The organism is Thermoflavimicrobium dichotomicum (assembly GCF_900114055.1).
GTDB lineage: Bacteria > Bacillota > Bacilli > Thermoactinomycetales > Thermoactinomycetaceae > Thermoflavimicrobium > Thermoflavimicrobium dichotomicum.
Window position 1 is genome coordinate 1 of sequence record NZ_FORR01000004.1, and the last position, 23,168, is coordinate 23,168.

General features: G+C 42.2%; 18 protein-coding genes. All 18 read right to left on the minus strand.

Features of this window, described 5'->3' with window-relative positions:
- Positions 1 to 147 precede the first annotated feature (147 nt).
- The gene (ftsZ, locus tag BMZ78_RS05665; protein ID WP_093228717.1) at positions 148 to 1,305 is read right to left on the minus strand and encodes a cell division protein FtsZ; all 1,158 of its coding nucleotides are present in this window, start codon (positions 1,303 to 1,305) and stop codon (positions 148 to 150) included.
- A gap of 101 nt (positions 1,306 to 1,406) precedes the next feature.
- Positions 1,407 to 2,645, minus strand: a complete 1,239-nt coding sequence (ftsA, locus tag BMZ78_RS05670) for a cell division protein FtsA (protein WP_093228718.1) — start codon at positions 2,643 to 2,645, stop codon at positions 1,407 to 1,409.
- A gap of 353 nt (positions 2,646 to 2,998) precedes the next feature.
- Positions 2,999 to 3,715 (minus strand): cell division protein FtsQ/DivIB, encoded by a 717-nt coding sequence (locus BMZ78_RS05675; protein WP_093228720.1) that lies wholly within the window; start codon positions 3,713 to 3,715, stop codon positions 2,999 to 3,001.
- A 527-nt stretch (positions 3,716 to 4,242) separates the two neighbouring features.
- Complete coding sequence (murB, locus tag BMZ78_RS05680; protein WP_245739748.1) at positions 4,243 to 5,157, minus strand: UDP-N-acetylmuramate dehydrogenase; 915 nt, start codon at positions 5,155 to 5,157, stop codon at positions 4,243 to 4,245.
- Positions 5,158 to 5,249: 92 nt separating this feature from the next.
- A complete protein-coding gene (gene murG, locus BMZ78_RS05685; protein WP_093228721.1) occupies positions 5,250 to 6,356 on the minus strand; it encodes an undecaprenyldiphospho-muramoylpentapeptide beta-N-acetylglucosaminyltransferase in 1,107 nt (368 codons plus the stop codon).
- Between the two features lie 25 nt (positions 6,357 to 6,381).
- Positions 6,382 to 7,482: a stage V sporulation protein E gene (gene spoVE, locus BMZ78_RS05690; protein WP_093228723.1), complete on the minus strand. Its 1,101-nt coding sequence runs from the start codon at positions 7,480 to 7,482 to the stop codon at positions 6,382 to 6,384.
- A 17-nt stretch (positions 7,483 to 7,499) separates the two neighbouring features.
- On the minus strand, positions 7,500 to 8,888 hold the full coding sequence (gene murD, locus BMZ78_RS05695) for a UDP-N-acetylmuramoyl-L-alanine--D-glutamate ligase (protein WP_093228725.1): 1,389 nt from the start codon (positions 8,886 to 8,888) through the stop codon (positions 7,500 to 7,502).
- A complete protein-coding gene (gene mraY, locus BMZ78_RS05700; RefSeq protein ID WP_093228727.1) occupies positions 8,885 to 9,907 on the minus strand; it encodes a phospho-N-acetylmuramoyl-pentapeptide-transferase in 1,023 nt (340 codons plus the stop codon). Before mraY ends, murD begins: the two co-directional genes overlap by 4 nt.
- 10 nt (positions 9,908 to 9,917) lie before the next feature.
- Positions 9,918 to 11,303, minus strand: a complete 1,386-nt coding sequence (locus BMZ78_RS05705; RefSeq protein ID WP_093228728.1) for a UDP-N-acetylmuramoyl-tripeptide--D-alanyl-D-alanine ligase — start codon at positions 11,301 to 11,303, stop codon at positions 9,918 to 9,920.
- A gap of 2 nt (positions 11,304 to 11,305) precedes the next feature.
- Positions 11,306 to 12,793, minus strand: coding sequence for a UDP-N-acetylmuramoyl-L-alanyl-D-glutamate--2,6-diaminopimelate ligase (locus tag BMZ78_RS05710; protein ID WP_093228730.1), 1,488 nt, complete (start codon positions 12,791 to 12,793; stop codon positions 11,306 to 11,308).
- 416 nt (positions 12,794 to 13,209) lie between these two features.
- The gene (locus BMZ78_RS05715; RefSeq protein ID WP_093228731.1) at positions 13,210 to 15,123 is read right to left on the minus strand and encodes a stage V sporulation protein D; all 1,914 of its coding nucleotides are present in this window, start codon (positions 15,121 to 15,123) and stop codon (positions 13,210 to 13,212) included.
- Positions 15,124 to 15,280: 157 nt separating this feature from the next.
- Positions 15,281 to 15,892, minus strand: a complete 612-nt coding sequence (locus BMZ78_RS05720) for a DUF4352 domain-containing protein (RefSeq protein WP_175482317.1) — start codon at positions 15,890 to 15,892, stop codon at positions 15,281 to 15,283.
- 252 nt (positions 15,893 to 16,144) lie between these two features.
- Entirely contained in the window at positions 16,145 to 17,917 is a 1,773-nt protein-coding gene (locus tag BMZ78_RS05725; protein ID WP_093228735.1) for a peptidoglycan D,D-transpeptidase FtsI family protein, read from the minus strand.
- Between the two features lie 62 nt (positions 17,918 to 17,979).
- Complete coding sequence (gene ftsL / locus BMZ78_RS05730; RefSeq protein ID WP_093228736.1) at positions 17,980 to 18,354, minus strand: cell division protein FtsL; 375 nt, start codon at positions 18,352 to 18,354, stop codon at positions 17,980 to 17,982.
- Between the two features lie 40 nt (positions 18,355 to 18,394).
- Positions 18,395 to 19,327, minus strand: a complete 933-nt coding sequence (gene rsmH / locus BMZ78_RS05735) for a 16S rRNA (cytosine(1402)-N(4))-methyltransferase RsmH (protein WP_093228738.1) — start codon at positions 19,325 to 19,327, stop codon at positions 18,395 to 18,397.
- A 19-nt stretch (positions 19,328 to 19,346) separates the two neighbouring features.
- Positions 19,347 to 19,778, minus strand: a complete 432-nt coding sequence (mraZ, locus tag BMZ78_RS05740; RefSeq protein ID WP_093228739.1) for a division/cell wall cluster transcriptional repressor MraZ — start codon at positions 19,776 to 19,778, stop codon at positions 19,347 to 19,349.
- A gap of 139 nt (positions 19,779 to 19,917) precedes the next feature.
- Positions 19,918 to 21,177, minus strand: coding sequence for an adenosylhomocysteinase (locus tag BMZ78_RS05745; RefSeq protein ID WP_093228741.1), 1,260 nt, complete (start codon positions 21,175 to 21,177; stop codon positions 19,918 to 19,920).
- 197 nt (positions 21,178 to 21,374) lie between these two features.
- On the minus strand, positions 21,375 to 23,033 hold the full coding sequence (gene bshC / locus BMZ78_RS05750) for a bacillithiol biosynthesis cysteine-adding enzyme BshC (RefSeq protein WP_175482318.1): 1,659 nt from the start codon (positions 23,031 to 23,033) through the stop codon (positions 21,375 to 21,377).
- Positions 23,034 to 23,168 lie beyond the last annotated feature (135 nt).

The following is a 23,168-nucleotide window of genomic DNA, read 5'->3' on the forward strand; positions in this document are numbered from 1 at the left end:
TTCTCCACCAGTTGTCTATCAGCTACGAGGCGACTTGGCTCTTACCTCGGTTGGACTTTCACCAACTAGCAATTAACGGCTTGCTGGGCACACAGACATGAAAAAACCTCTGGTTCCCTTTAAAACCAGAGGTTTTTCTAGAACTGATTACTTTTTATTTGTTTTGTTGATACGCAGAAATGTAGGAATGTCAATGATTTCCTGTTTGTAAACTTGCTCTGTATAGCTTATGCGATCATTGACCGAAGAAATATTGGTTGGCTTTTTGCTCGCCGATGCATTATTTGTTAAATCTACGCTGAAATTTGGCTTTTTATGCGATGTTGCTACAGACTTCTCCTGCTGTTTCTCATCAAAACCGGTTGCGATCACTGTTACATAAATTTCATCTTTTAAATCTTCATTAATCACAGCACCAAAGATCATATTCACTTCAGGATGTGATGCCTGCATAACAATATCAGCTGCTTCGTTTACTTCGAACAAGCTCAGATTGACACCGCCAGTAATATTCATTAAAACACCACGTGCACCATTGATGGATGTTTCCAGAAGCGGACTCATGATCGCTTTTTTTGCCGCTTCAGTTGCCCGATTTTCTCCTGTGGCTTGTCCGATTCCCATCAAAGCCGAGCCTCTTTCGGTCATGATGGTTTTCACATCAGCAAAATCAAGATTGATTAATCCTGGAACAGCAATTAGATCAGAAATACCTTGCACACCTTGTCGTAGCACGTTATCAGCTTCACGAAAAGCTTCAATCATCGGTGTATTTTTATCCACAATTTCCAGCAAGCGGTCATTTGGAATCACGATCAGGGTATCTACATTTTCCTTGAGTGCCTGTACACCTTGATCTGCTTGAAGAGCACGTTTTCTGCCTTCAAAGGAAAAAGGTTTCGTTACGACCCCTACGGTTAAGGAGCCTAATTCCCTGGCAATGGCAGCAATCTCAGGGGCAGCACCCGTCCCGGTACCACCGCCCATTCCAGCGGTAACAAAGACCATATCTGCTCCTCGGAGTACATTTTCAATCTGCTCTCTGCTTTCTTCGGCCGCTTTTTTACCGATTTCCGGTTTGGCTCCTGCACCTAATCCCCGTGTCAATTTTTCTCCAATTTGCAGCTTGACTGGTGCTTTCGATCGATTGAGTGCCTGGGCATCCGTATTGACAGCGATAAACTCCACTCCCTGGACCCCAGCCTCAATCATTCGATTCACCGCATTGCTGCCTCCTCCTCCTACGCCGATCACTTTAATCTGAGCAATTTGTTCAACATCCATGTCAATGTCAAAACCCAACATACTCTTTATCCCCCCATTATTCATGAAACTTAACATCAACACTTAAAAAACGGCTGTTAAGCAAGACCACAAAATTTTGATCTATACGGGTGTGCAATTGTTCAAATAAACTCACTCAACCATGTTTTTACACGCTTTAGAGGTGAAAAATTCCGCGCTTTTTTTGCACGAGCCTCTTCTTCCATTTTGGAATCAGGGACTTGTATCCGTCCCATCTTCTGAAGGTAATGGATCATACTGATGCCGCCCATATAGGCCGGATCCTTGATCCCGATATTTTCAGGAGTCGCAATGCGTACAGCAGACCCTAACTGCTTTTGAGCCACTTGAATAATATGCGATGTAGACATAACGCCTCCTGTTAACACATATCCCCCCGGAGGCTCCTCTAAAAACCCCATTGTTTTCACTTGTTCCTTGATCAACTGAAACATTTCTGTAACTCTTGGCTCGATGATCTGTGCCAGTTCCAGTTGCGTTACAGTCATTTCTTTGCTATTTCCAATCATCCGCACCGTAAAGGTTTCATTTTTTGTTGCATGCTCTCTGCTGGCACAACCATACTTAACCTTGATTTGCTCAGCAACGTCTGATTGCGTTCGCAGGCCAAAGGCGATATCATTCGTAATGTATTCTCCACCGATCGGAATCATTGCTGCTCCAGCAAGATGACCTTGTTGATAGATGGTTAATGAAGTGGTTCCACCTCCCATATCCACCAGGACACAGCCGAGGTTTTTCTCATCATCTGACAAGCATAGTTCACTTATTGCCAAAGGGAGAAAAACAATTCCGGCAACTTGTAAGGAAGCTTTTTCTACACATCGGATCAAATTTTGTACCATGGTTTTCGCACCAGTGATGATAGTTGCATCCACTTCCAGACGAACACCAATCATTCCCTTGGGATCTCGAATATCCTTAAGACCGTCAACAATAAACTGTTTTGGAATCACCTCAATAATCATCCGTTCAGGAGGAAGGGCAATCACCTTTGCAGCTTGCATGACACGTTCAATATCCTGTAAACCAATCTCTCTATCCTCACTCGAAACAGCAACCACACCATGACTTTGCTGTAAAGATACATGATTTCCGGAAATACCTACATAAACCTCAGAAATCTCTATCCCAACCATTCGCTCTGCATGCTCTACTGCTTTACGAATGGACTGAACAGCATGGTCAATATTTACGATGGACCCCTTTTTCATTCCCTGCGAAGCCGCAGTTCCAATGCCAATAATTTGTGTGGTACCATCCGAATTGATTTCCGCTACAATGACCCGGATTTGCGATGTTCCCACATCGATTGTTACAATATAGTCTTCACTGCTCAATCTTGGGCACCTCCTCGCCCCAGAATTGATTTGATACAAAGCACTTGAATAACAGTCTCTAGGGAATGGGAGGAAAACAATTACAACTCACTAATTCAACAATGACAAAGTTATCCCCTTTTAAATTCCCAATTTTTATAGTTATGAAGATGAGTTGTTATGACATGATTAGGAAAATTCAACATCGATGCCAGAAATAATTGGTAGCATCAAGATCTCTTTTCTATCTCACTGTTTCCGACTTTTTGAGAGAATCCAGCGATCCATGCTCTCATCACAAACAAATCAAAGATGTTTTAAATTCCCAAATTTCGGCTATACAAGTTTTAACCAAGCATGTTTGATTCAGCTTGTCACATCTTTTCTGGTGCAAACCAAATGCTCTCCAGTAAATAAATTTTACCGCTGGGATGGTTTTTAAAAGAAGAGTAAAGTTTTACTTTCTTTAACAGTTCATGAGCGCGTACAAAAATGTAATGGCGTTTTTTGCTGATCAATAATACTTGATCCGATGCATAAGGAGCAGGCTGAATACTTGTAATCTCCTCTTGCAACTCCTTTGGAAGAAGAGCAAACTGCTTAAGGGCAAGCACAGCTACCGGATTCAATGAATCCCACCCTTGGACAATCGGCTTTGCACCAATGTTTGTCACAGAAACCTTTTTAAGTGCAAAACCATTAGCCAAAAGAGGAATCAACTTTTGCTCACGGGTTAACCATAAAGCAATAATCGGATGCTCCTGCACTTGTATGTATACCTGGTTTGGAAAAGATTTTTTAATCTCTACTTCCTTTAGCTCAGGCAATGTTTCCAGGGCTCGCCTTGCCTCACTGGGACTGAAATGAAAATAAGAGATACCCTTGACAAAACGAATCCTTTTTAAAATTTCCTGATCAGAGATGAGTTTATTGCCACCGATCTCAATCTTTTCCAGTTTACTTAATGGGGAGCGCAGAAATAAAATAGTAATCAAGGTTAATAGAAACAAGGACATCAATAGATAAAACCAGGGAGAAGTGGAGGAGTGATTATTCAACCTTAAGCGTAGCGGGGGAACTCTCCCATCCACATGGACTGCTCCTTTCTTCCAATCGATCTGCGAGTTTCCGTCGTCTTAATAAGGAATCTTCCCTATATATTACCATAAATGAAAGAGAAAATTGATGACTTCCTATAAAAAAGAGGTGCACCTTAAAATATCAGAATATTATAATAAGAATCCACCCAAATTCCCGTTAAAAAAACGAACTTACCAATACGGAAATGGACTGCGGACGTTAACGCCCCAAGAATCCTATGGCTTCAGTTGTGTGGTGTGTCAAAAAAAAAACTCCACCTTTCATGACATAAAGGTAGAAATCAACTTATTGACAAAATTTCCGTTATATGCCGGGTTTGTCAACAGACCCTCATGTTGCCGGGCAACACCATCAAAGGGGTGAAAAAGATGTTCTGTTTTCTATAAAGCGGAGGGATGGGTTCCTTACGGAGTGGCTGTGATGGTACAGAAGTCATCTCAGAGGAAGGAACCCATCCCGAAGCGAGGGAGTAACATATCCATATTTTCAAGATATCCTTGAAGTTTTCTTCAATCTTCTATTCTTCTCCAATCACCTGTACTTCTGGTTCTAATGTTACATGGAATTTTTCTTTTACTGTTTTAATAATGTGTTGAATGAGAGAAAGAACATCCTGGGCCTTCGCTTGCCCACGATTGATAATAAAGTTTGCATGTAAAGTGGAAACCTCAGCATCTCCAATCCGATAACCTTTTAAGCCCGCTTTTTCAATCAAACGGCCTGCATAGTCACCCGGCGGATTGCGAAACACACTTCCTGCGCATGGGAATTGCAAAGGCTGTGTTTGTCTGCGCCGATCCTTGAATCGGGAGAGCGCAGCAACAATTTCCTGTTCATCTCCCTTTTCTAATTGAAAGGTGGCCTCCGTCACAATACCACGTAGTTCATTTTGTAAAATCGAAGTACGATATCTAAATTTTAATTCCTCATTAGAAAGAGTTACCCATTCTCCTGTTTCAAGCAACACTTCAGCCGAAACCAAAACCCGAGAAATCTCCGAACCGTGTGCGCCTGCATTCATATAAACCGCGCCGCCTACGTTTCCTGGAATCCCTCCGGCAAACTCCAGGCCACTCAGTCCTTGTTTGGCTGTTTTGGTAGCGAGTAAAATGGTGGAGTATCCGCCTCCAGCGACGACACGTGTTCCTTCAATGTGGAGATAATCAAATCCTTCATCCAACTTGATCACGGCCCCACGAATTCCACCATCACGTACCAACAGGTTGGAGCCACGTCCAATCGCTCGCCAAGGGATTTTATGTTTATACACAATTATCATTGTTTGTTCCAATTCTTTTCTATTCCGAGGACAAATAAACAAATCTGCAGGTCCGCCCACCTTCCATGTGGTATGGCGGGACAATGGTTCATTTATTCGCAAGTCTCCTATTCCACATTGAGTCAATTCATCTACAATTGATTGCGTGATCAATGTTGTCCCTCCTCACTCGGCTGGATGCAGAAAAAGGCTTGACATATTGTATGCTTTTCGAACCAAATCGTGAAAAATAACGACATAAATCCTTATGCTTTTCGCGCAATTCTTTCCAATTCATCCACCAGCACCTCTGCCGCTTCAGGTCTTCCCAATCTTCGGGCTGCTTCACTCATCTTTTCATGTTCATCCGAACGCTGAAGCAAGTAATAAATCCAATCCCATAAATATTTACCAGACAGTTCGCTTTCTCGAATCATTTTAGCCGCACCTTGTTCCTCCATCCACCGTGCATTCGCTTCCTGATGGTTATTGGTCACATATGGAGAAGGAATGAGAATGGATGGCAAGCCCAGGGCCGTAATCTCTGCAAGTGTAGATGCTCCAGCACGGCTTACAACCAAATAAGTGGAAGCAAGAACATCAGGCATGTTATAAATAAATGGACGTACATCCAAATTAGGTACTTCATGCAAAGGAATTTGCGAACGGATCTGCTCATAATGAATTTCACCCGTCACATATACAAATTGCACTTGCGGTGTTTGTTTCATATATGGCACCATTTGCAGAACCGCTTCGTTAATGGCTTTCGCTCCTCTGCTTCCACCGACAAACAACACAATGGGCCGTGGATCATAAATCCCCAGCGAGCGGCGGCCAAGTTCAGGATTTGCTTCAATGACTTCTGTGGCTCTCGGATTTCCAGTGTAAACCGCTCGTTTCGCATTCTGCAAATATTTTCCTGATTCTTCGAGACTATAAGCAACTACATCTGCATAACGGGATAAAAATTTAATCGTTAATCCGATCACAACATTTTGCTCGTGAATCAGTGTCGGAATACCTAATTGATGAGCTGCATATACGGCCGGTCCACAAACGTACCCGCCGGTTCCGACTACGACATCCGGCTGAAATTCTTTTATGTACTGCTTTGATTTCTTTACAGCAGAAAGGAATTTACGGATTGTATTGAGATTTTCCAAAGATAAGCTTCTTTTAAACCCTTGAATTTCCACCGTATAAAAACGAATATCTCCCTGCTTGGGGACAATTTTGGACTCCAATCCATTCTCTGTTCCAATATAAGCGATTTCTACATCAGGATACCTTTTCTTTACAGCTCTCGCAATAGATAATGCTGGATAAATATGACCACCTGTTCCTCCACCAGACACTAAAATCCGTCTCATACATTTCACCTCTCTTTACGCCCCATTATTGTCGGATAAAACGGGATAGGTTCAGAAGTATTCCTACCGCAACCAATGTTAATGTGAGAGACGATCCACCATAGCTTAAAAACGGAAGGGTAATCCCTGTAACAGGGAATGCACCTGAGACCACACCGATATTAATGACAGCTTGAATCATGATCATTCCTGTAATCCCTGTTGCTACCAAGCTCATAAATAAATTGGGGACAAGAATGGCTGTTCTTAACCCTCTCCATACCAAAACAGCAAATAAGATCAGGACGGTTCCTGCTCCCAGGAAACCTAGCTCTTCGGCTAAGATGGAGAAGATAAAATCCGTATGAGGCTCAGGTAAATACAAATGTTTTTGCCGGCTCATGCCTAAACCTAAACCTAAAAGTCCACCTGGCCCGATGGCATAAAGAGATTGGATCAAATGATAGCCTGCTCCAAGCGGGTCTTGCCAAGGGTTTAGAAATGCAATAATACGTTGAATACGATAAGGTGCCGCCAATACCAAACCAACAAAACCGGCAACTCCCAATGCCGCAAACCCCATCAGATGTTTCATGCTTGCTCCTGCTGCATAAATCAAAGCAACACCTGTTCCGACCAATACGGTACCCGTTCCCAAATCTGGTTGTAACATAATCAACCCAAAAGCAATTCCAAGAATGAGCAAGCCTGGTAATAAACCTCTCATCAATTTGGTAATATCATATCCTGGTTTTGAGAACAAACGAGCCAGGAAAACAATCATGGCCAACTTCATAAATTCGGATGGCTGAATACTAAACGCGCCAATTCCCAACCAGCTACGTGCTCCATTTCTTAAAATGCCAATTCCAGGAATTAATACAATCAGCAAGAGAACAAAGCAAACAATGAGACCAGGCTTAGCCCATTCGTAAAATTTTTGGGGATCGATATTTGCAACAACAAACATCAAAAAAACGCCCAGTGCAGCGAACAGAAATTGCCGTTTCGCAAAATAAAAACTGTCTCCATATTTATGGTAAGCAAAAGCAGCACTCGCGCTATAAACCATCACGACACCAATCGTAAGTAATAACAAAATGGCAGCCACGATCCAATAATCTGGCGTTGTTCGCGTTTTTAGCATGGGCGTTTGTCACCTCTTTAAACAAGCTTCTTATTATTAAGACTATGCACCGCTTGTTTAAAAATGCTTCCACGTTCTTCAAAAGAGGTGTACATATCCCAACTTGCACAAGCAGGTGAAAGGAGAACGACATCACCACTTTGCGCAAGCTCACTTGCTTTTATGACTGCTTCTTTGACATCTGCTACTTTGTATCGATCTGTAATTCCCGCATCTTTCGCCCGTTCGATAAAGATCGGTGCTGTTTGCCCATAAGTAATGATTGCTTTTACCTTCTCCTTGAAAATGGGAACCAGTTCCTTGAAATCGACACCGCGATCCAAACCACCAGCAATTAACACAACCGGTTCAGTAAAGGCTTCCAGTGACTTTTCTGCGGCTTGGGCATTTGTAGCCTTGGAATTATTATAGTATTTCACTCCATCAATTGTCTCTACATATTCAAGCCGATGTTCAACGCCTGCAAACGAACGCAACGTTTCCTGAATAGCACCAATCGGGCAGGCACATGCTAAAGCAATCGCTGTAGCCGCCAAAGCATTTTCCAAATTAAATGATCCACGTAGAGCAACTTCTGAAACAGACAGAATTTTCCGGCACTCTTCGCCACTTTTCTTAGCTACAATCCAGCCGTCTTTTACATAAACGCCTTGTTCCACTTCTTGATGACGGCTAAACCACCAAATCGTGGAAGAAATCGACTGGCTGATTTCTACACAAACTTGCGAATCACGATTGAGTACAGCCAGATCAGTAGAAGACTGATTTTGAAATAATCGTTGCTTGGAAGCAATATAATCCTCCATCGTTTGATGATAGTCCAAGTGTGCTGAAACCAAATTGAGTAGCGCTCCAATTCTTGGGCGGAATGTTTGTACCCCTTTTAACTGGAAACTACTTAATTCCGCTACTAGCCATTCATCTGCCGATAAATCCTGCACCACTTCCGTTAGTGCCTGGCCAATATTTCCAGCAACTTTGGCTTTAAATCCCCCTGCTGTCAACATCTTTCCAACGAGGGTTGTCGTTGTCGTTTTGCCATTTGAACCCGTAATACCAATGATCGGCGCTTTAGATAAGCGACCGGCAATCTCTACTTCCGTTACTACTGGAATATTCCGTTTCAACGCTTCTTGTACCGGATGCACATGATATGGAATACCAGGGTTTTTCACAATCAAATCGATGCCATCATGAATGAGATCTTCAGGATGCATCCCCAAGATCACAGGAATTCCCAAACGCTCCAATTCTTCTGCTTCAGGACACTTTTCACGTGGTTTCACATCGTTCGCTATGACTTTTGCACCAAGCTGGTGGAGTAGCTTGGCAACAGCTACTCCACTTCTGGCTAATCCCAATACAACGATGGAATAATTGGACCAATCTTCTTGTTGTCTGTTCATTTCAAAAACACCTCAATACCTACGCCAATAATAGCCAAGATTAAACCAACAAACCAGAATGTAACAACCACGCGCCACTCTGACCAACCTTTTAATTCGTAGTGGTGGTGTAAAGGTGTCATTCGGAATACCCGTTTTCCACGTAATTTAAACGAAGTAACCTGAATCATGACGGACAGCGTTTCTGCTACAAACACACCACCAATAATCGGGAGAAGCAGTTCTGTTTGTGTAATAACGGAAAGAGCGGCCAAACCTCCTCCCAAAGCAAGTGATCCTGTATCTCCCATAAATACTTTGGCTGGGTGAGCATTAAATACGAGGAAACCAAGTAACGCTCCTACCATCGCAATGGAAAAGATCGCAACCGTATAGTTGTTTTGGACCATCCCAATGACCGCATAAGCACCATAAGCGATTGCGGCTGTCCCACCTAACAAGCCATCTAATCCATCTGTCAAGTTTACTGCATTGGAAGTCCCAATCAAGATAAAAAGCAGGAGCGGCAGATATAACCAGTTCATTTCCAATACATAATCGGTTCCTGGTATGTGAATGGTATAAATAAAGTTTTCTGCAGAAATGGCACGCACTTCAAGCAATACCCAGAATAAAACCAAGCCGATAAATAACTGTCCAAGCAGCTTCTGGTTTGCAGTCAATCCCAAACTTCGTTTCATCACGACTTTAATATAATCATCGAGAAAGCCGATAATTCCATAACCTAATGTAGCAAAGATCAAAAAGAACAGGTCTGCGTTAATCACGGAATCTGACTTATTCAAAAGGAAGTAACTGCTAAATGGCACCGCAGTTAAAACCATTGCTGTCAGAATGATGATTCCACCCATCGTAGGAGTACCTGCTTTTTTCAAGTGAGCTTGTGGTCCTTCTTTACGGATACTTTGTCCAAATTTTAATCGCCTGAGCATCGGAATCAAAAATGGACCGAGAAACACTCCTAGGCCAAATGCTACCGTAAGGGGAATAAGAACAATCCGAATATCTAGATTTCCCATTTTTCTTACTCTACTCTCCTTCTGTTAGATGATGGACAACTCGATCAAGTTGCGCTGCACGTGAAGCTTTCACGAGTAAAATGACCCCTGGATTACCGTTTTGAGCAAACCACTGGCTCGCTTCGTCCAAAGAAGCAAAATGCTGAATTACTCGATCCTTGTCACGATTGACATTCCTTGCTCCTTCTGCAATCCAGCGTCCACGGTTCCCTACTGTATATATACGAGAAACGCCTTGTTTTACCGCATATTCTCCAATTTCTCTATGGTAGATTTCTTCTTTTTCTCCAATTTCACGCATATCTCCAAGAAGCACCCACTTTTCCAAATGAGCGTCGATCTCGATTAACAGATCGATGGCTGCACGCATCGAAGTGGGGCTGGCATTATACGCATCATTAATGATCCGCATTCCATTTTGCGCTGTTTTCAGCTCCAGTCGCATTCCGGTCAGCTTTACCTCGGCCAGGCCTTGTGCAATTTGTTCATCACGGAGTCCAAAATGCCGTCCTACGTTGATTGCCAGCAATGCATTGATTACATTGTGCCGACCCAATAGTGGAAGGCGAAACGCATATCCTGTGCGAGAAGAAACAAAACGGAAGCCTTCAAAGCCGGCTGACTCCACTTCGACGGGAGTATCTACATTCTCCTGATTCCAGCCCACTGAAATCAATGGGCGTGTTTCTGATTTCAGCTCCATTTGCAGGAGAGGTTCATCCCCATCGAAAAAAATCGGACCATTTTTTTCCAATCCTTCTCTTATTTCCAATTTCGCCTGAGCAATTCCTTCTCGTGATCCTAAAAATTCTATGTGCGACTCACCGATATTCGTGATCACCGCAGCATTTGGCTCTGCAATACGAGAAAGAAGAGCGATTTCACCGCGATGATTCATCCCCATTTCTACGACAGCAATCTCCGCTTGCTCAGGAATAGACAGCAGAGTAAGTGGAACACCAATATGATTATTTAAGTTCCCTTTGGTTTTATGAACGTGATAACTGACAGATAAAACAGAAGCAATTAAATCTTTCGTTGTAGTTTTTCCATTGCTTCCTGTTACTGCTACAATCGGAATGCCCAATTCCTTCCGATAGGCATTGGCCATGGCTTGTAATGCCTTTAGGGTATCTGGTACCACAATGAGCGGAAGATCTATATCAGGTAGCGGATGATCTTCCTGCCACAAGGCAGCAGCAGCCCCTTTCTGTGCTGCTTGGTCAATAAACTGATGCCCATCAAATTTCTCTCCGATCAGCGGAACATAAAGCTGATGAGGAGCCAATTGACGAGTATCGGTCGAAACCCCTTGGATCACAATCAATGCATCTGTCGGAACTCCTACCAGTTTACCTCCTGTTACCTTTTCAATCCAATCACATCTTCTTTCCATGTTTACCCCTCACTTTGGCGAGCCTGAATCGCCTCTTTCGCAATGAGCCGATCATCAAAATCGTAACGTACTCCGTTAATTTCCTGATAGGTTTCATGACCCTTTCCAGCAATCAGTATCACATCGTTTTCTTCCGCCTGACGAATCGCATAATCAATTGCTTCTTTCCGATCTACAATCGTAACATAACGGCCAGGATCAACATGCTTAATCCCTTCCACCATCTCAGCAAGAATCGCTTCCGGTGGCTCTGTTCTTGGATTGTCGGAGGTAAGCACGGTCAGATCACTATACTTCTCCGCTATCTGAGCCATAATGGGGCGCTTTGTACGATCGCGATCTCCACCGCAGCCTACTACACATATCACCCGTCCTTGGGCAAATTCACGGATCGTTGTTAAAGCATTCTCCAGGCTATCAGGCGTATGTGAATAATCGACCAGAACGGTATACGGTTGTCCTGCTTGAACCCGCTCAAAACGGCCATTAACACCAGGCACTGCTTCCAGACTGGCTTTAATATTTTCCAAAGACACGCCTTCGACCAAAGCGGCACTTGCAGCTGCTAACGCATTATAAATATTAAACTTGCCTACCAACTGCAAATGGATCTCGATGGAGCCACGAAAACTCCGAAGAGTAAATTGGGTACCACTAGCGGTAATTCGAATATTTTCAGCTCGTACATCCGCATCGCAATCGATTCCATATGTAATCACTTGTGCTGATGTCAGTTGAGCATAATAACCGGAAACAGGATCATCTGCATTTAGGATCGCTACCTGATGCTGTTTTGGATCATCCGCGTAACGGGTACCTAGCTGGCTAAACAGCAATCCTTTGGCATCCCGATACTTCTCCATTGTCTCATGATAATCCAAATGATCCTGTGTCAAATTTGTAAAAACCGCAATTTGAAATTCACAGCCTCTTGTTCTTCCCATACTTAAAGCATGTGAAGATACTTCAATCGCAGCATATTGACAACCCTCATCTAACATCATCCGAAAACTTTTTTGTAAATCTGTAACTTCAGGTGTCGTGTTATTCACTTTATATTCACGATCACCTATTTTCATGGAAATGGTACCAATGAGACCCGTCTTTTTGTCTTGATCATTAAAAATACGCTGGATTAAATGGGTTGTGGTGGTTTTACCATTGGTACCTGTCACCCCGATCACTTTCAATTCTTTGGTGGGATGACGATAAAAGGTAGCGGCTACCACGGCCATTGCTTTTCTCGTATCCGGTACAACCACAACAGGAATGTCTGCTGAAACAGGTTTTTCTACCATAACAGCAGCTGCTCCTTGAGCTATTGCCTTTTCGACAAAGCGATGACCATCTACATGATGCCCCTTCAGAGCAATAAACAAATCACCAGGTCCTACCTGTCTCGAATCGATTTTGATATCCTGAATCTCTGTACCTGCATCTCCAATCACTTGTTTTAAGATCAGTGGTTGGATTATCTCTCCTAATTTCATATAAGTCCTCCTTAAGGGTTGTACAAATATAAATAAACCAAATTATTCCCTATAAGAAACAAACAATTTATTGACAAATTTAAATATAAATCTTCAATTTCTCGCTCATCTCAAGAAATAAAAGCATTTGTACTAAAATTTGTCAAAATATCGAACGATAACATCATCATTTCATACTGGAACAAAAAGAAAATGAGACTTCGTCTTGTTGACAAAGTTTCAAATATATGCCAGGCTTGTCAACATACTAAAGACTTACTGCTATTCACTAAAAAAAGCATTCATCCATTCTTTTCCTTAATTTATTTTCCGATACTTCTCAGGTAATCACCCTGTGATCTGAAATAAACAAGAGAAATGCCAGGTATTTTCCTCCTGGCACCAAATTTTATACTCCTATTTTAATCACCTTTCTATCATTTGTCACCCAAATAGATCCGGATGATTGACCCCTTTTTTACTCTTTCACCAGGTTTTGGAACCTGATCGATGACTTTTTCACCCTGACCACTGTATTCAAGCTGGAAAGAATACAAACTGGTCTTAATACTGTCCACTTCTTGATCAATGAGATTCGGTACTTCTACAATCGGAGTAGTAAGTGGTGTATCTTCTGGAGGGATTTGTTTTTTTCGTTTAGGAACATGTAAATAGCGCAAACTGTCATACAATATTTTTCTGACAATGGGAGCAGCTACAACACCACCAAATTGAATTCCTTTGGGATTATCGACTGCAATATAGACAACGATCCGTGGATCATCCGCTGGTGCAACACCAATAAAAGAAACAATGTGATTATTTTTCAGATATCGGCCATCTGGCCCTACTTTCTGAGCTGTCCCTGTTTTCCCACCCGCACGATATCCATCGATAAAGGCTTTTCGTCCAGTTCCTTTTGCCACCACACTTTCCAGTGCATAACGCACTTGTTTCGATGTTTCTTCAGAAATGACTTTTCTCTTCACTTTAGGTTCATTCGACTCAACGACTTCTTTGGTATCCGGATTTACCCATGCTTTAGCCAGATGGGGTACCATCAATTTCCCGCCATTTACTGCAGCTGATACAGCAGCCACCTGTTGAATCGGTGTCACTGAAACTCCCTGTCCGAAAGCAGTTGTCGCCAATTCGACAGGCCCCATCCTCTCCGGCTTAAATAAAATTCCTTTCGCCTCTCCGTTTAAATCAATCCCCGATTTCTCACCAAAACCAAACTTTTTGATATAGGAGAGTAGGGTATCTTTGCCCAAACGTTGCCCCAAATTGACAAAACCCGGGTTGCACGAATTTTCCACAACTTCCAAATAAGTTTGATGTCCATGCCCTCCTGCTTTCCAACATCGAAGCCGTGCACCCGCTACCACATAAAATCCTGGATCATTAAATGTTTCATTAAAATTCACTTTCTTTTCCTCTAAAGCTGCTGCCAATGTGATAATCTTAAAGGTAGAACCTGGCTCGTACGTTTTCCAAATAGGCAAGTTTTGGTTATAGATGTTTGGATTCACACTTTGATACGCATCGGGCCGAAACGTGGGCCGACTGCTCATGGCCAAAATTTCTCCTGTTTTCGGATCCATGGCAATACCAATGATGCTCTCTGGCTGATATTGAACCATTGCTTGATCCATTTCTCTTTCCAGAATTGCTTGGATGGTCTTGTCTAAAGTCAGAATCAAGTCCAAGCCATCTTTAGGCGGAACAAACCGATCTGTTCCCCCTGGCATTTGTTCACCACGTGCATTTGCACTAAACGAAACATATCCCTTTGTTCCTTTTAACCGTTCGTCATAAACAAGTTCAAGTCCAGCCAACCCTTGATTATCAATTCCAGTAAAGCCAAGCAGATGGGCAGCGAGGCTTTTATACGGATAATACCGCTTGCTATCCTCTGTAATCACTACTCCTGGTAAACGCAAAGCTTGAATCTGCCGGGCTTTTTCTTCAGAAATCCTTTTTCCTTTTTTGATATAAACATACATTTCTTTCTTTTTAATCTGTTCTAATATCTCTTTCTCCGATGCTTGCAAGATTCGGGCAAGCTCTTGAGCTGTTTTTTCTCGATCTTTTATTTGTACGGGAATCACCATTACACTCGGTGCACTGATGTTATAAGTCAATACTTCACCATTCCGATCCAGAATGCGTCCTCGTTTCGCTTGAAAAGGGATATCACGTGTTCCCAAATCTTCCGCTTTTTTCGTTAGCCATTCTCCCTGCACTAGCTGCACATAAGATAACCTTCCCAACAATACGAGAAAAACAAGGAATGCAACTAGAAGGAGTAAGAACAAGCGTTTGCGTACTGTTTTATTTATTATCCGCAAGATTCTCTCCTCCTTTCCTTTAGAAACTTCTCTAGACAAGCTTATTCGATCGCATGAGAGAAAATGACCAAAAAAAAAAGCACCACTTTTTGGTGCTTTTAAGAAAAACTCCACATGATACAGCTAATCTGGAGTTTTTTGATTTACTCATTGCCATTTATTGTTCTTGATCCGAAATGTTTTGGGAATCCATTTGTCCCGTTTGATCTTGACTTTTCTTTTTCTTTGGTAAATCAGCCACATCTAACTTGCAGACATAACGTGTATTGGTTTTGGGATCATCATAAATGAGTTCATATGAATCACTTAACATGACATCGAAAGCCACTTTTCCTCTGATTTGCTGTTTCATGCTTTCTTGAGGCTGATTGTTTTTACGCTTCTTAATACTTGGCTTGATTGCGACAGAGTAATGTTTACCACTTGCATCTACAAGCTTTAACCGGTTCAGCAAATTGACCTGAAACAACTCATCCTTATTATTTTCAAAGAGAATATCTACATAGACAAATGTATCATTCAGTGGCTCACCGTCGCCAAAAAGCCCTACTTTCCGGGCACGTGAAAAATCAACGATTACGTCTACCCCACCAATATTGATCTTTTCACCCATCTTGACCTGTTTCACTTCTTTGGGCTTCTGTTTTTGCTGCTGAGCCGCCACTTGCGACCTTTCCTTTTTAATCACTACCCCAAAACCGCCAGCCAAGTATACCGCGGTTCCCAATATCGCTAATGCAAATAGTCCAATAACGAATCTTTTTAACACGACAGCATCCCCCATGTCTTACTGTCTAATACTGTAACAATGATTTTGTATAGAGTAAACCAATAATCTATGAAAAAAATAGAACACTTTTAAGTTGATTGTAAGGATGTATTCTTAAAACAGCAATACCAAATAAGAAAAAACATGCAAACAAACAAAAAACGCCTATGTTTCTCCGGCGTTTTATACAAAGATGATTTTCATGATGGATATCAAAACCTAGCTTATGATTTTTTAAAGCCAGGTTCCATCCTATTTTAGATCAAATCCTTCTTCTTTTTTTTGCGGTACTTTACGAATTTGCAAAACCTTCTTCAGGATATCCCGTGCCGCCGGAGCAGCAATTGTTCCACCGGAGGTAGAACCATAGGCATTCGTTGGCTCATCAAAAGCGACATAAACCACAACATCAGGTGAATCAGCAGGAGCAAAGCCGATAAAAGAAACAATATATTTATCCTTTAGATAGCCACCACCATTGGGATCCGGTTTTTGGGCTGTTCCTGTTTTCCCAGCTACACGGTATCCTGGTAAATCTGCTTCTTGACCTGTACCAAACTTCACTGCACCACGCAATAATTCGCGGACTTTTTTAGCTGTTTCCTGTTCAATAATCCGCTCTCCCTCTGGATTGACCCGCTCAATTAATTTCTCTTTCTCCGTTTTCCATACTTCTTTTAACAAATGCGGTTTATAAATCACGCCACCATTGGCAATGGCACATACTGCTTGTACTTGCTGAATGGGGGTTACTGAAATGCCTTGACCAAATGCAGCAGAAGCAATTTCAGAACGATAGGGGATCCGATTATAAAATACACCTTTTTCTTCTGCAGGGAGATCAATTCCCGTCTTTTTACCAAATTTGTCACTCATCTTGCCAAAACCAAAACGTTCGATATACTTCATGAAGCGCTCAGCACCCAATTTTCCAGCCAAATGGACAAAAGCCACATTACTTGACTTGTATACCCCTTCTCGATAAGAGATCGTCCCCCATCCCTCTGGCTGCCAGTCGCGAATGACTTGATCATCTACACGGATGGTTCCTGATTCAAATGTCTCATTGGGATCAAACAGCTTTTCATTAATAGCAGCCGCCAATGTCACAATTTTAAAAGTAGAACCGGGTTCAAACTGACTCTGTACGGCCATATTATGCCCATTTTCTTGGGTATACGTTGATGTTGCACTTCTTGGATCAAAAGCAGGGCGACTCGCCATCGCCAGGATTTCTCCATTTCGTGGATCTGCCACAATCGCTGTGGCTCCTTTGGCTGGATGCGATTTTAAAAACCGATCAAGCACTTCTTCTACATGCTTCTGTATACTCAAATCAATGGTCAGTACCAGATCTTTCCCTGGTTCCGGGGGCTGAAATTTCTCCGGGCCATCAGAGATCATCATGCCATCTTTGGCCTTTTTATATTTAATGATTCCATCCTTGCCTTTTAACCACTTCTCATTATAATAAGACTCAACTCCACCAACTGGCTGATCGTTATGATTTAAAAAACCGAGCACATGAGCCAGCTGATTTCCGTTATAGTGTCGATCCGTAGTCCGATAACCATAAATTCCTTGAAGCTGATCTTGATCCTTTAGTTTAAGAATCTCATCATAAACTTCTTTTGGATATTTATATTGTCCACCTACTTTTAATTGAACAAATGGTTTATTTTGGCTCAACTTTTCAATCAGCGTGTGCTCTGGAATCTGTAATATCGGTGATAACAATTTGGCTGTTTTTTTGACGTCTTTAATCTGTTTAGGATCAGCAACGAAATAATAGGCTGGAACCTCCCAAGCCAATGCATTTGTTCCTGTTCGATCATAAATCGTTCCCCTTTTTGCTTTAATTATCTGATTGCTATTTTCCCAATTTTTTTGTGCTTGATTTAACAGCTCATCTGATTCGACTGTTTGAATCCACAACAATCGAAAGATTATGGCAGCCAAACACAAGGTTAAAATCAGACCGACTAGGAGGGAACGCTCTTTACTTCGTTTTAATGGGCTACCCATAAGCTTTGTCTCTCCTCAATTCATTTCTTCTGCTGTGCTCGGTCTATAAATGCCTCGCCTGGTTAGGGCTGAATTGAGGGAATTGATTTAACTGTATCGAGATACAAACCATTCTTCTCTGCGAAATCCCGGATCCGCTCAGTATTCTCCAGTTTTTTCTTTTCCGTATCCAGTTGAAGATTGACCTCTTTGGCTTTACGAATTTCTGTTTCAGTCTGGTTGATCGAAGCATTTAACTCTGTCACTTCCGCATATTGAGAAAGTACAGCCAGAGCCAATGCCACGCAAACGACCACACTCAAGAGATAAAGAACCTTTTCTCCTGTTGTCAAACCAATCACTTGAAAGTGTGGTCGCCTGTTCTGCTTCGGCTTGGTTGCAGTAGAGCCTTGGCGATAAGGCAAAGCTACTGCAACATTTCCCCGATTCTCTCTCATTTTTTTACCTCCTTACACTACCTCGCTCTTTCTTAACCCCTTAACACTTCTCTGCTACGCGTAACTTGGCAGAACGTGCTCGTACATTTCTTTCTATCTCTTCTTTACTTGGTATAATTGGTTTCCTTGTTATCACTTTTAGAAGTGGTCGTTCATTGCATGTACAAACCGGAAAATGGGGAGGACAAATACAACCTTTGGCTTTTTCCTGAAAAAACTGTTTACAAATCCGATCTTCCAATGAATGAAAAGTGATAACAGATACTCTTCCCTTCGGTTTTAGCAGATCAACCGACTGGACCAAGGCATCACGAAACGCATTCAGTTCATCATTGACAGCAATGCGAATCGCTTGGAAAGTACGCCGTGCAGGATGAGGACCTGTTCTTCTGGCTGGTGCAGGAATCGCTTTTTTTATGAGCTCAACCAATTGGAATGTGGTTTGAATGGGCTCTTTTTCTCTTTCTTTGACAATCTCGCGTGCAATCCGACGAGCAAATTTTTCTTCACCATATTCAAATAAAATACGGATGAGTTCTTCCTCTGAGGATTCATTCACCACATGATAAGCCGAGCGCTCTTGCTCCCGGTCCATGCGCATATCCAATGGAGCATCATGATGATAGCTGAATCCTCTTTCCCCTTGATCTAGTTGTGGAGAAGAAACACCCAGGTCAAAAAGAATGCCATCCACCTGTGAAAAACCCAGTTTATTTACTATTTCTTTTACCCGACGGAAATTGGATTTAACCAGGAAAAGTTGACAGGTTACATCTTTTAACCGTTCTTTTGCCGTAGATAAAGCAAATTGATCTTGATCCAGCCCAATCAATACACCATTTGGATTCAACTGACTGGCAATCAGTTGGCTGTGTCCTGCACCCCCCAAGGTACAGTCGACGTAAATTCCATCCTCTTTGATTTGGAGGGCATCTACTGCTTCCACTTTTAAAACCGTCTCGTGCTTGAACAACCTACTTCATCCTTTATCCTTATAGATCCAAATTAACAAGACTCTCAGCAATTTCGTTAAAAGAGTCTTCCGACTGCGTATAATAGTTTTCCCATTCTTCTTTACACCAAATCTCGACCCTCGAGGCTACCCCAATAATGACACACTCTTTTTTTAGTCGTGCAAAATCACGAAGACTGGCAGGAATATGTATCCTTCCTTGCTTATCCAATTCCACTTCACTCGCACCCGAAAAAAAGAAACGTGTAAATGCTCGAGCATCTGCTTTTGTAAACGGTAATGCTTTTAGCTTCTGCTCTAATTGTGTCCATTCTGAACGAGGGTATGCAAACAGGCAATGATCCAAACCACGGGTGATCACAAACGAAGAACCTAACCCATCACGGAACTTGGCAGGAATAATCATCCTGCCTTTATCGTCAATGCTATGACGATATTCACCCATAAACATGCCCGTATCCTCCCCTCGTTCCCCCCTTCCTACCACTTCCCTCCACTTTTCACCACATTGTAAATTATACCACATGGACCATAAAAAATCCTGCACGGGTGTGCAGGATCCAAAAGGCTTTTTGAAATTCTTGGAAGGATTATAAATTCCAGCTAGCTTGATATTGTTTTTGTTCCTCGGTCATCTCGTCGATCTGAATACCTTGGGATTCCAGATAATAACGTGCAACTTGGGAATCCAATTGAATGGGCACATCAATCACGGATGGACCGATCTTTTGGTAATTTTCGTTGATATAAACCAAACTCAAGGCTTGCAAAGCGAAAGTCATGTCCATAATTTCTGCAGGATGTCCATCACCAGCAGCCAGATTTACCAAACGTCCTTCCGCCAGTAAAAAGATTTTGCGCCCATCTTCCAGCGTATATTCCGTAATATCCTTACGAACAACCCGCTGGTTCACTGCCAGTCTTTCGAGAGACACCTTATCAATTTCAATATCAAAATGTCCTGCATTGGCAAGGATCGCTCCATTTTTCATGACACGATAATGAGCACCGGTAATGACATTTTTGTTACCTGTAACAGTGACAAATATGTCCCCCAGTTTCGCAGCTTCGATCATAGGCAAGACCGTGTACCCATCCATATGCGCTTCAATCGCTTTAATCGGATCCACTTCTGTTACAATGACCTTCGCCCCTAATCCCTTTGCGCGTAGAGCCACTCCTTTTCCACACCAACCATATCCAACAACCACAACGGTTTTGCCCGCCACGACCAAATTGGTTGTACGGTTAATTCCATCCCACACGGATTGGCCAGTACCATAACGATTATCAAAGAAGCACTTCGAATATGCATCATTTACCGCTACCATCGGGAAACGCAATTCACCTGATTTTTCCAGGGATACCAAACGATTAATTCCTGTTGTTGTTTCTTCACATCCACCACGTACATATGGAATCAAATCTTGACGTTCAGAGTGCAGTAGACTGACCAGATCGCCACCATCATCAATAATCAATTCCGGACGTGTTTCCAATGTAAGAAGCAAATGTTGTTTATATTCTTCAGGAGTAGGATTGTACTTTGCAAAAACGGTAATGCCAGAAACAGCCAAAGCCGCACAAATGTCATCTTGGGTCGACAGGGGGTTGCTGCCTGTAATGGCAACTTCCGCTCCAGCATCCCTTAACAGTTCTGCAAGACAGGCTGTTTTTGCTTCCAAATGAAGAGAAATGGCTACACGTCGTCCGGCCAACGGTTTTTGTACCAACCACTGCTCACGTAAACGATTTAAAATGGGCATGTGCTCACGCGCCCAATCCATTTTCATCCGACCTTGTGGTGCCAAGTTCACATCACGAATGATACTTTTTTCTACTGAGTTCATACATCCCTGCTACTTCAACCGTTCAAAGAAACCTCTTTTGGAAAGTAGCAGGTTTTCACCTCTCTTTCTCCTTGGTATGTAACTGGATCCGGTCACCGAAGAACTGTTAAATGATTGCCATTTCACAAAACCGGAATGAGGCAAAATATTGCACCACTCTGTATTATACCTGAAATAAAGAAAAGAGAAAAACCGATTCACATAATTATTAATTGCAATTCATTTCTGCGATAAGCTGGTGCATCTTCCATTAACTGATCAAGCCATTCAATTCCATGCTGATTCCAAACAGACAAAATATTATATACCCGTTCCTGTGGCCGTTTTCTCGGTAGGATCGACTGAATCAGTTCATCCCATCGCCGTAATTCTGTCTCGTATTTCAAAGCTAATTGCCTCTCTGCATAGTGATTGAGAAAATCAATTTGTTCCCATACCTTTTGTTTATTCTTTTCGACCATAACAGGCAAATCCATGCCAATTTCCTCATCCAACACTTGTGATAGGGATTGATATAACTCACTGACTCGATGCTTCATTTCTTCAAATAGCGAAGAAAGCGTCCATGAAGTCTGCTCTTCCAGCCACTCCTGTTTTTTTCGTTCCAAATCGGTTAATAAGTCCGAGCAAGTTAATGCAAATTGGTGCATTCTTTTTTGTACACGACGGTCAACGATCAGGAAGCTAGGACGTGGATAAACAATAGGCATTTTTAATCCCAATTCCCTAAATGCTTCCTTTAATAATCCCCAATAAGCCACTTCCCCAGGTCCCCCAACAAAAAGCAACGTTGGGAAAAGAAACTCCTGCATCAAAGGGCGAGTCACTACATTATTACTAAAGATTTCAGGATGTTTTTCCAATTGGTTCAGCAGTTCCTCCAAGGTAAAACGGTGAAAACCATCTTTCGTGAAACAATGATCATCATTTCGATATAAAAGATGCCGTTCGCCATCAATTTGAACAAATAAATTCATCTTTTGTTCGTGCATTTCGACTGAGGTATCATAACCCATTTGCTCCAACGCACTGGATGCAGCCATCACCTTTTGATTGACTTCTCTGCTTTTCTTTATCAACTGTTGAAAAAAAGGTTTTTCAAATTGTCGTAGATCTGGATATGAAGCATCTATTAAAAGGAGTCCCCATTTTCCAAACAGGAAATGCATCAAACGGGCAAAGTAACGACTCCAGGAAACCGGTTCTGAAATCAATTGTTTGCATTGGGATAACCATTCTTCCTTAAATTCGCTATCCGGCAAGATCAAACTTAATTCATCCAACCAACCATGCAGCTGTTGAGGAGTAATCTTCAAAGAGGAGATGGGATATTTCCCTTTTTGGTCATATGGCAAGCGATGCCTGATTGGATGTGCCTGGGCATCTTGCACCCAAATATGATCCACTTCGTCCAAATCATGATCTTCCCCAGCAATCCAAAAAACAGGTACAACAGGTCTGCCCAATCGCTTTTCTTCTTTTCTGGCAAGATGAATCAATGCGACTGCTTTCATAATGGTATACAAAGGCCCTGTCATGAGCCCTGCCTGCTGACCGCCAATTACTACCAGGGTTCCTGGTTTGCGCAAGCGTTCCAAATTACTCTCTACAGCTGGATGAAGTAATTCAGGGGTATGATAAGAGCGAAGAATACGGGTTAGTTCTTCTCTTCGTGCAAGATCTTCCCGTTCTTCCAAATACTTGAGTCGATTTTTATAATCATTTTCATCAAAAGGATTGTATTCATACATAGAATGAATCGGGTGATCCTTTTGATTATAGGCTAACATCAGGCGGCTTAACCATGGGTTATCCACCTGTTTCAATCTCATCCTACACGGTGCAAATTGCCCCATGCACCTTGCCCCCTCTTTCCATGACATTGATCAGACGATAAAAAACAACTTTCAAGTGGTTGATCAAGGCATATATTTGCTCCGGAATGGGTCTAGTAAACGAAGAAACCGATTCCGGAGCGCTACTTTACTTAA

What these genes read in the sequence shown, in the direction of transcription:
- ftsZ (WP_093228717.1), bottom strand. Translation starts at nt 1,305, where the DNA reads ATGTTGGGTTTTGACATTGACATGGATGTTGAACAAATTGCTCAGATT.
- murG (WP_093228721.1), bottom strand. Translation starts at nt 6,356, where the DNA reads ATGAGACGGATTTTAGTGTCTGGTGGAGGAACAGGTGGTCATATTTAT.
- spoVE (WP_093228723.1), bottom strand. Translation starts at nt 7,482, where the DNA reads ATGCTAAAAACGCGAACAACGCCAGATTATTGGATCGTGGCTGCCATT.
- murD (WP_093228725.1), bottom strand. Translation starts at nt 8,888, where the DNA reads ATGAACAGACAACAAGAAGATTGGTCCAATTATTCCATCGTTGTATTG.
- mraY (WP_093228727.1), bottom strand. Translation starts at nt 9,907, where the DNA reads ATGGGAAATCTAGATATTCGGATTGTTCTTATTCCCCTTACGGTAGCA.
- BMZ78_RS05705 (WP_093228728.1), bottom strand. Translation starts at nt 11,303, where the DNA reads ATGGAAAGAAGATGTGATTGGATTGAAAAGGTAACAGGAGGTAAACTG.
- BMZ78_RS05710 (WP_093228730.1), bottom strand. Translation starts at nt 12,793, where the DNA reads ATGAAATTAGGAGAGATAATCCAACCACTGATCTTAAAACAAGTGATT.
- BMZ78_RS05725 (WP_093228735.1), bottom strand. Translation starts at nt 17,917, where the DNA reads ATGGGTAGCCCATTAAAACGAAGTAAAGAGCGTTCCCTCCTAGTCGGT.
- ftsL (WP_093228736.1), bottom strand. Translation starts at nt 18,354, where the DNA reads ATGAGAGAGAATCGGGGAAATGTTGCAGTAGCTTTGCCTTATCGCCAA.
- mraZ (WP_093228739.1), bottom strand. Translation starts at nt 19,778, where the DNA reads ATGTTTATGGGTGAATATCGTCATAGCATTGACGATAAAGGCAGGATG.
- BMZ78_RS05745 (WP_093228741.1), bottom strand. Translation starts at nt 21,177, where the DNA reads ATGAACTCAGTAGAAAAAAGTATCATTCGTGATGTGAACTTGGCACCA.
- bshC (WP_175482318.1), bottom strand. Translation starts at nt 23,033, where the DNA reads ATGGGGCAATTTGCACCGTGTAGGATGAGATTGAAACAGGTGGATAAC.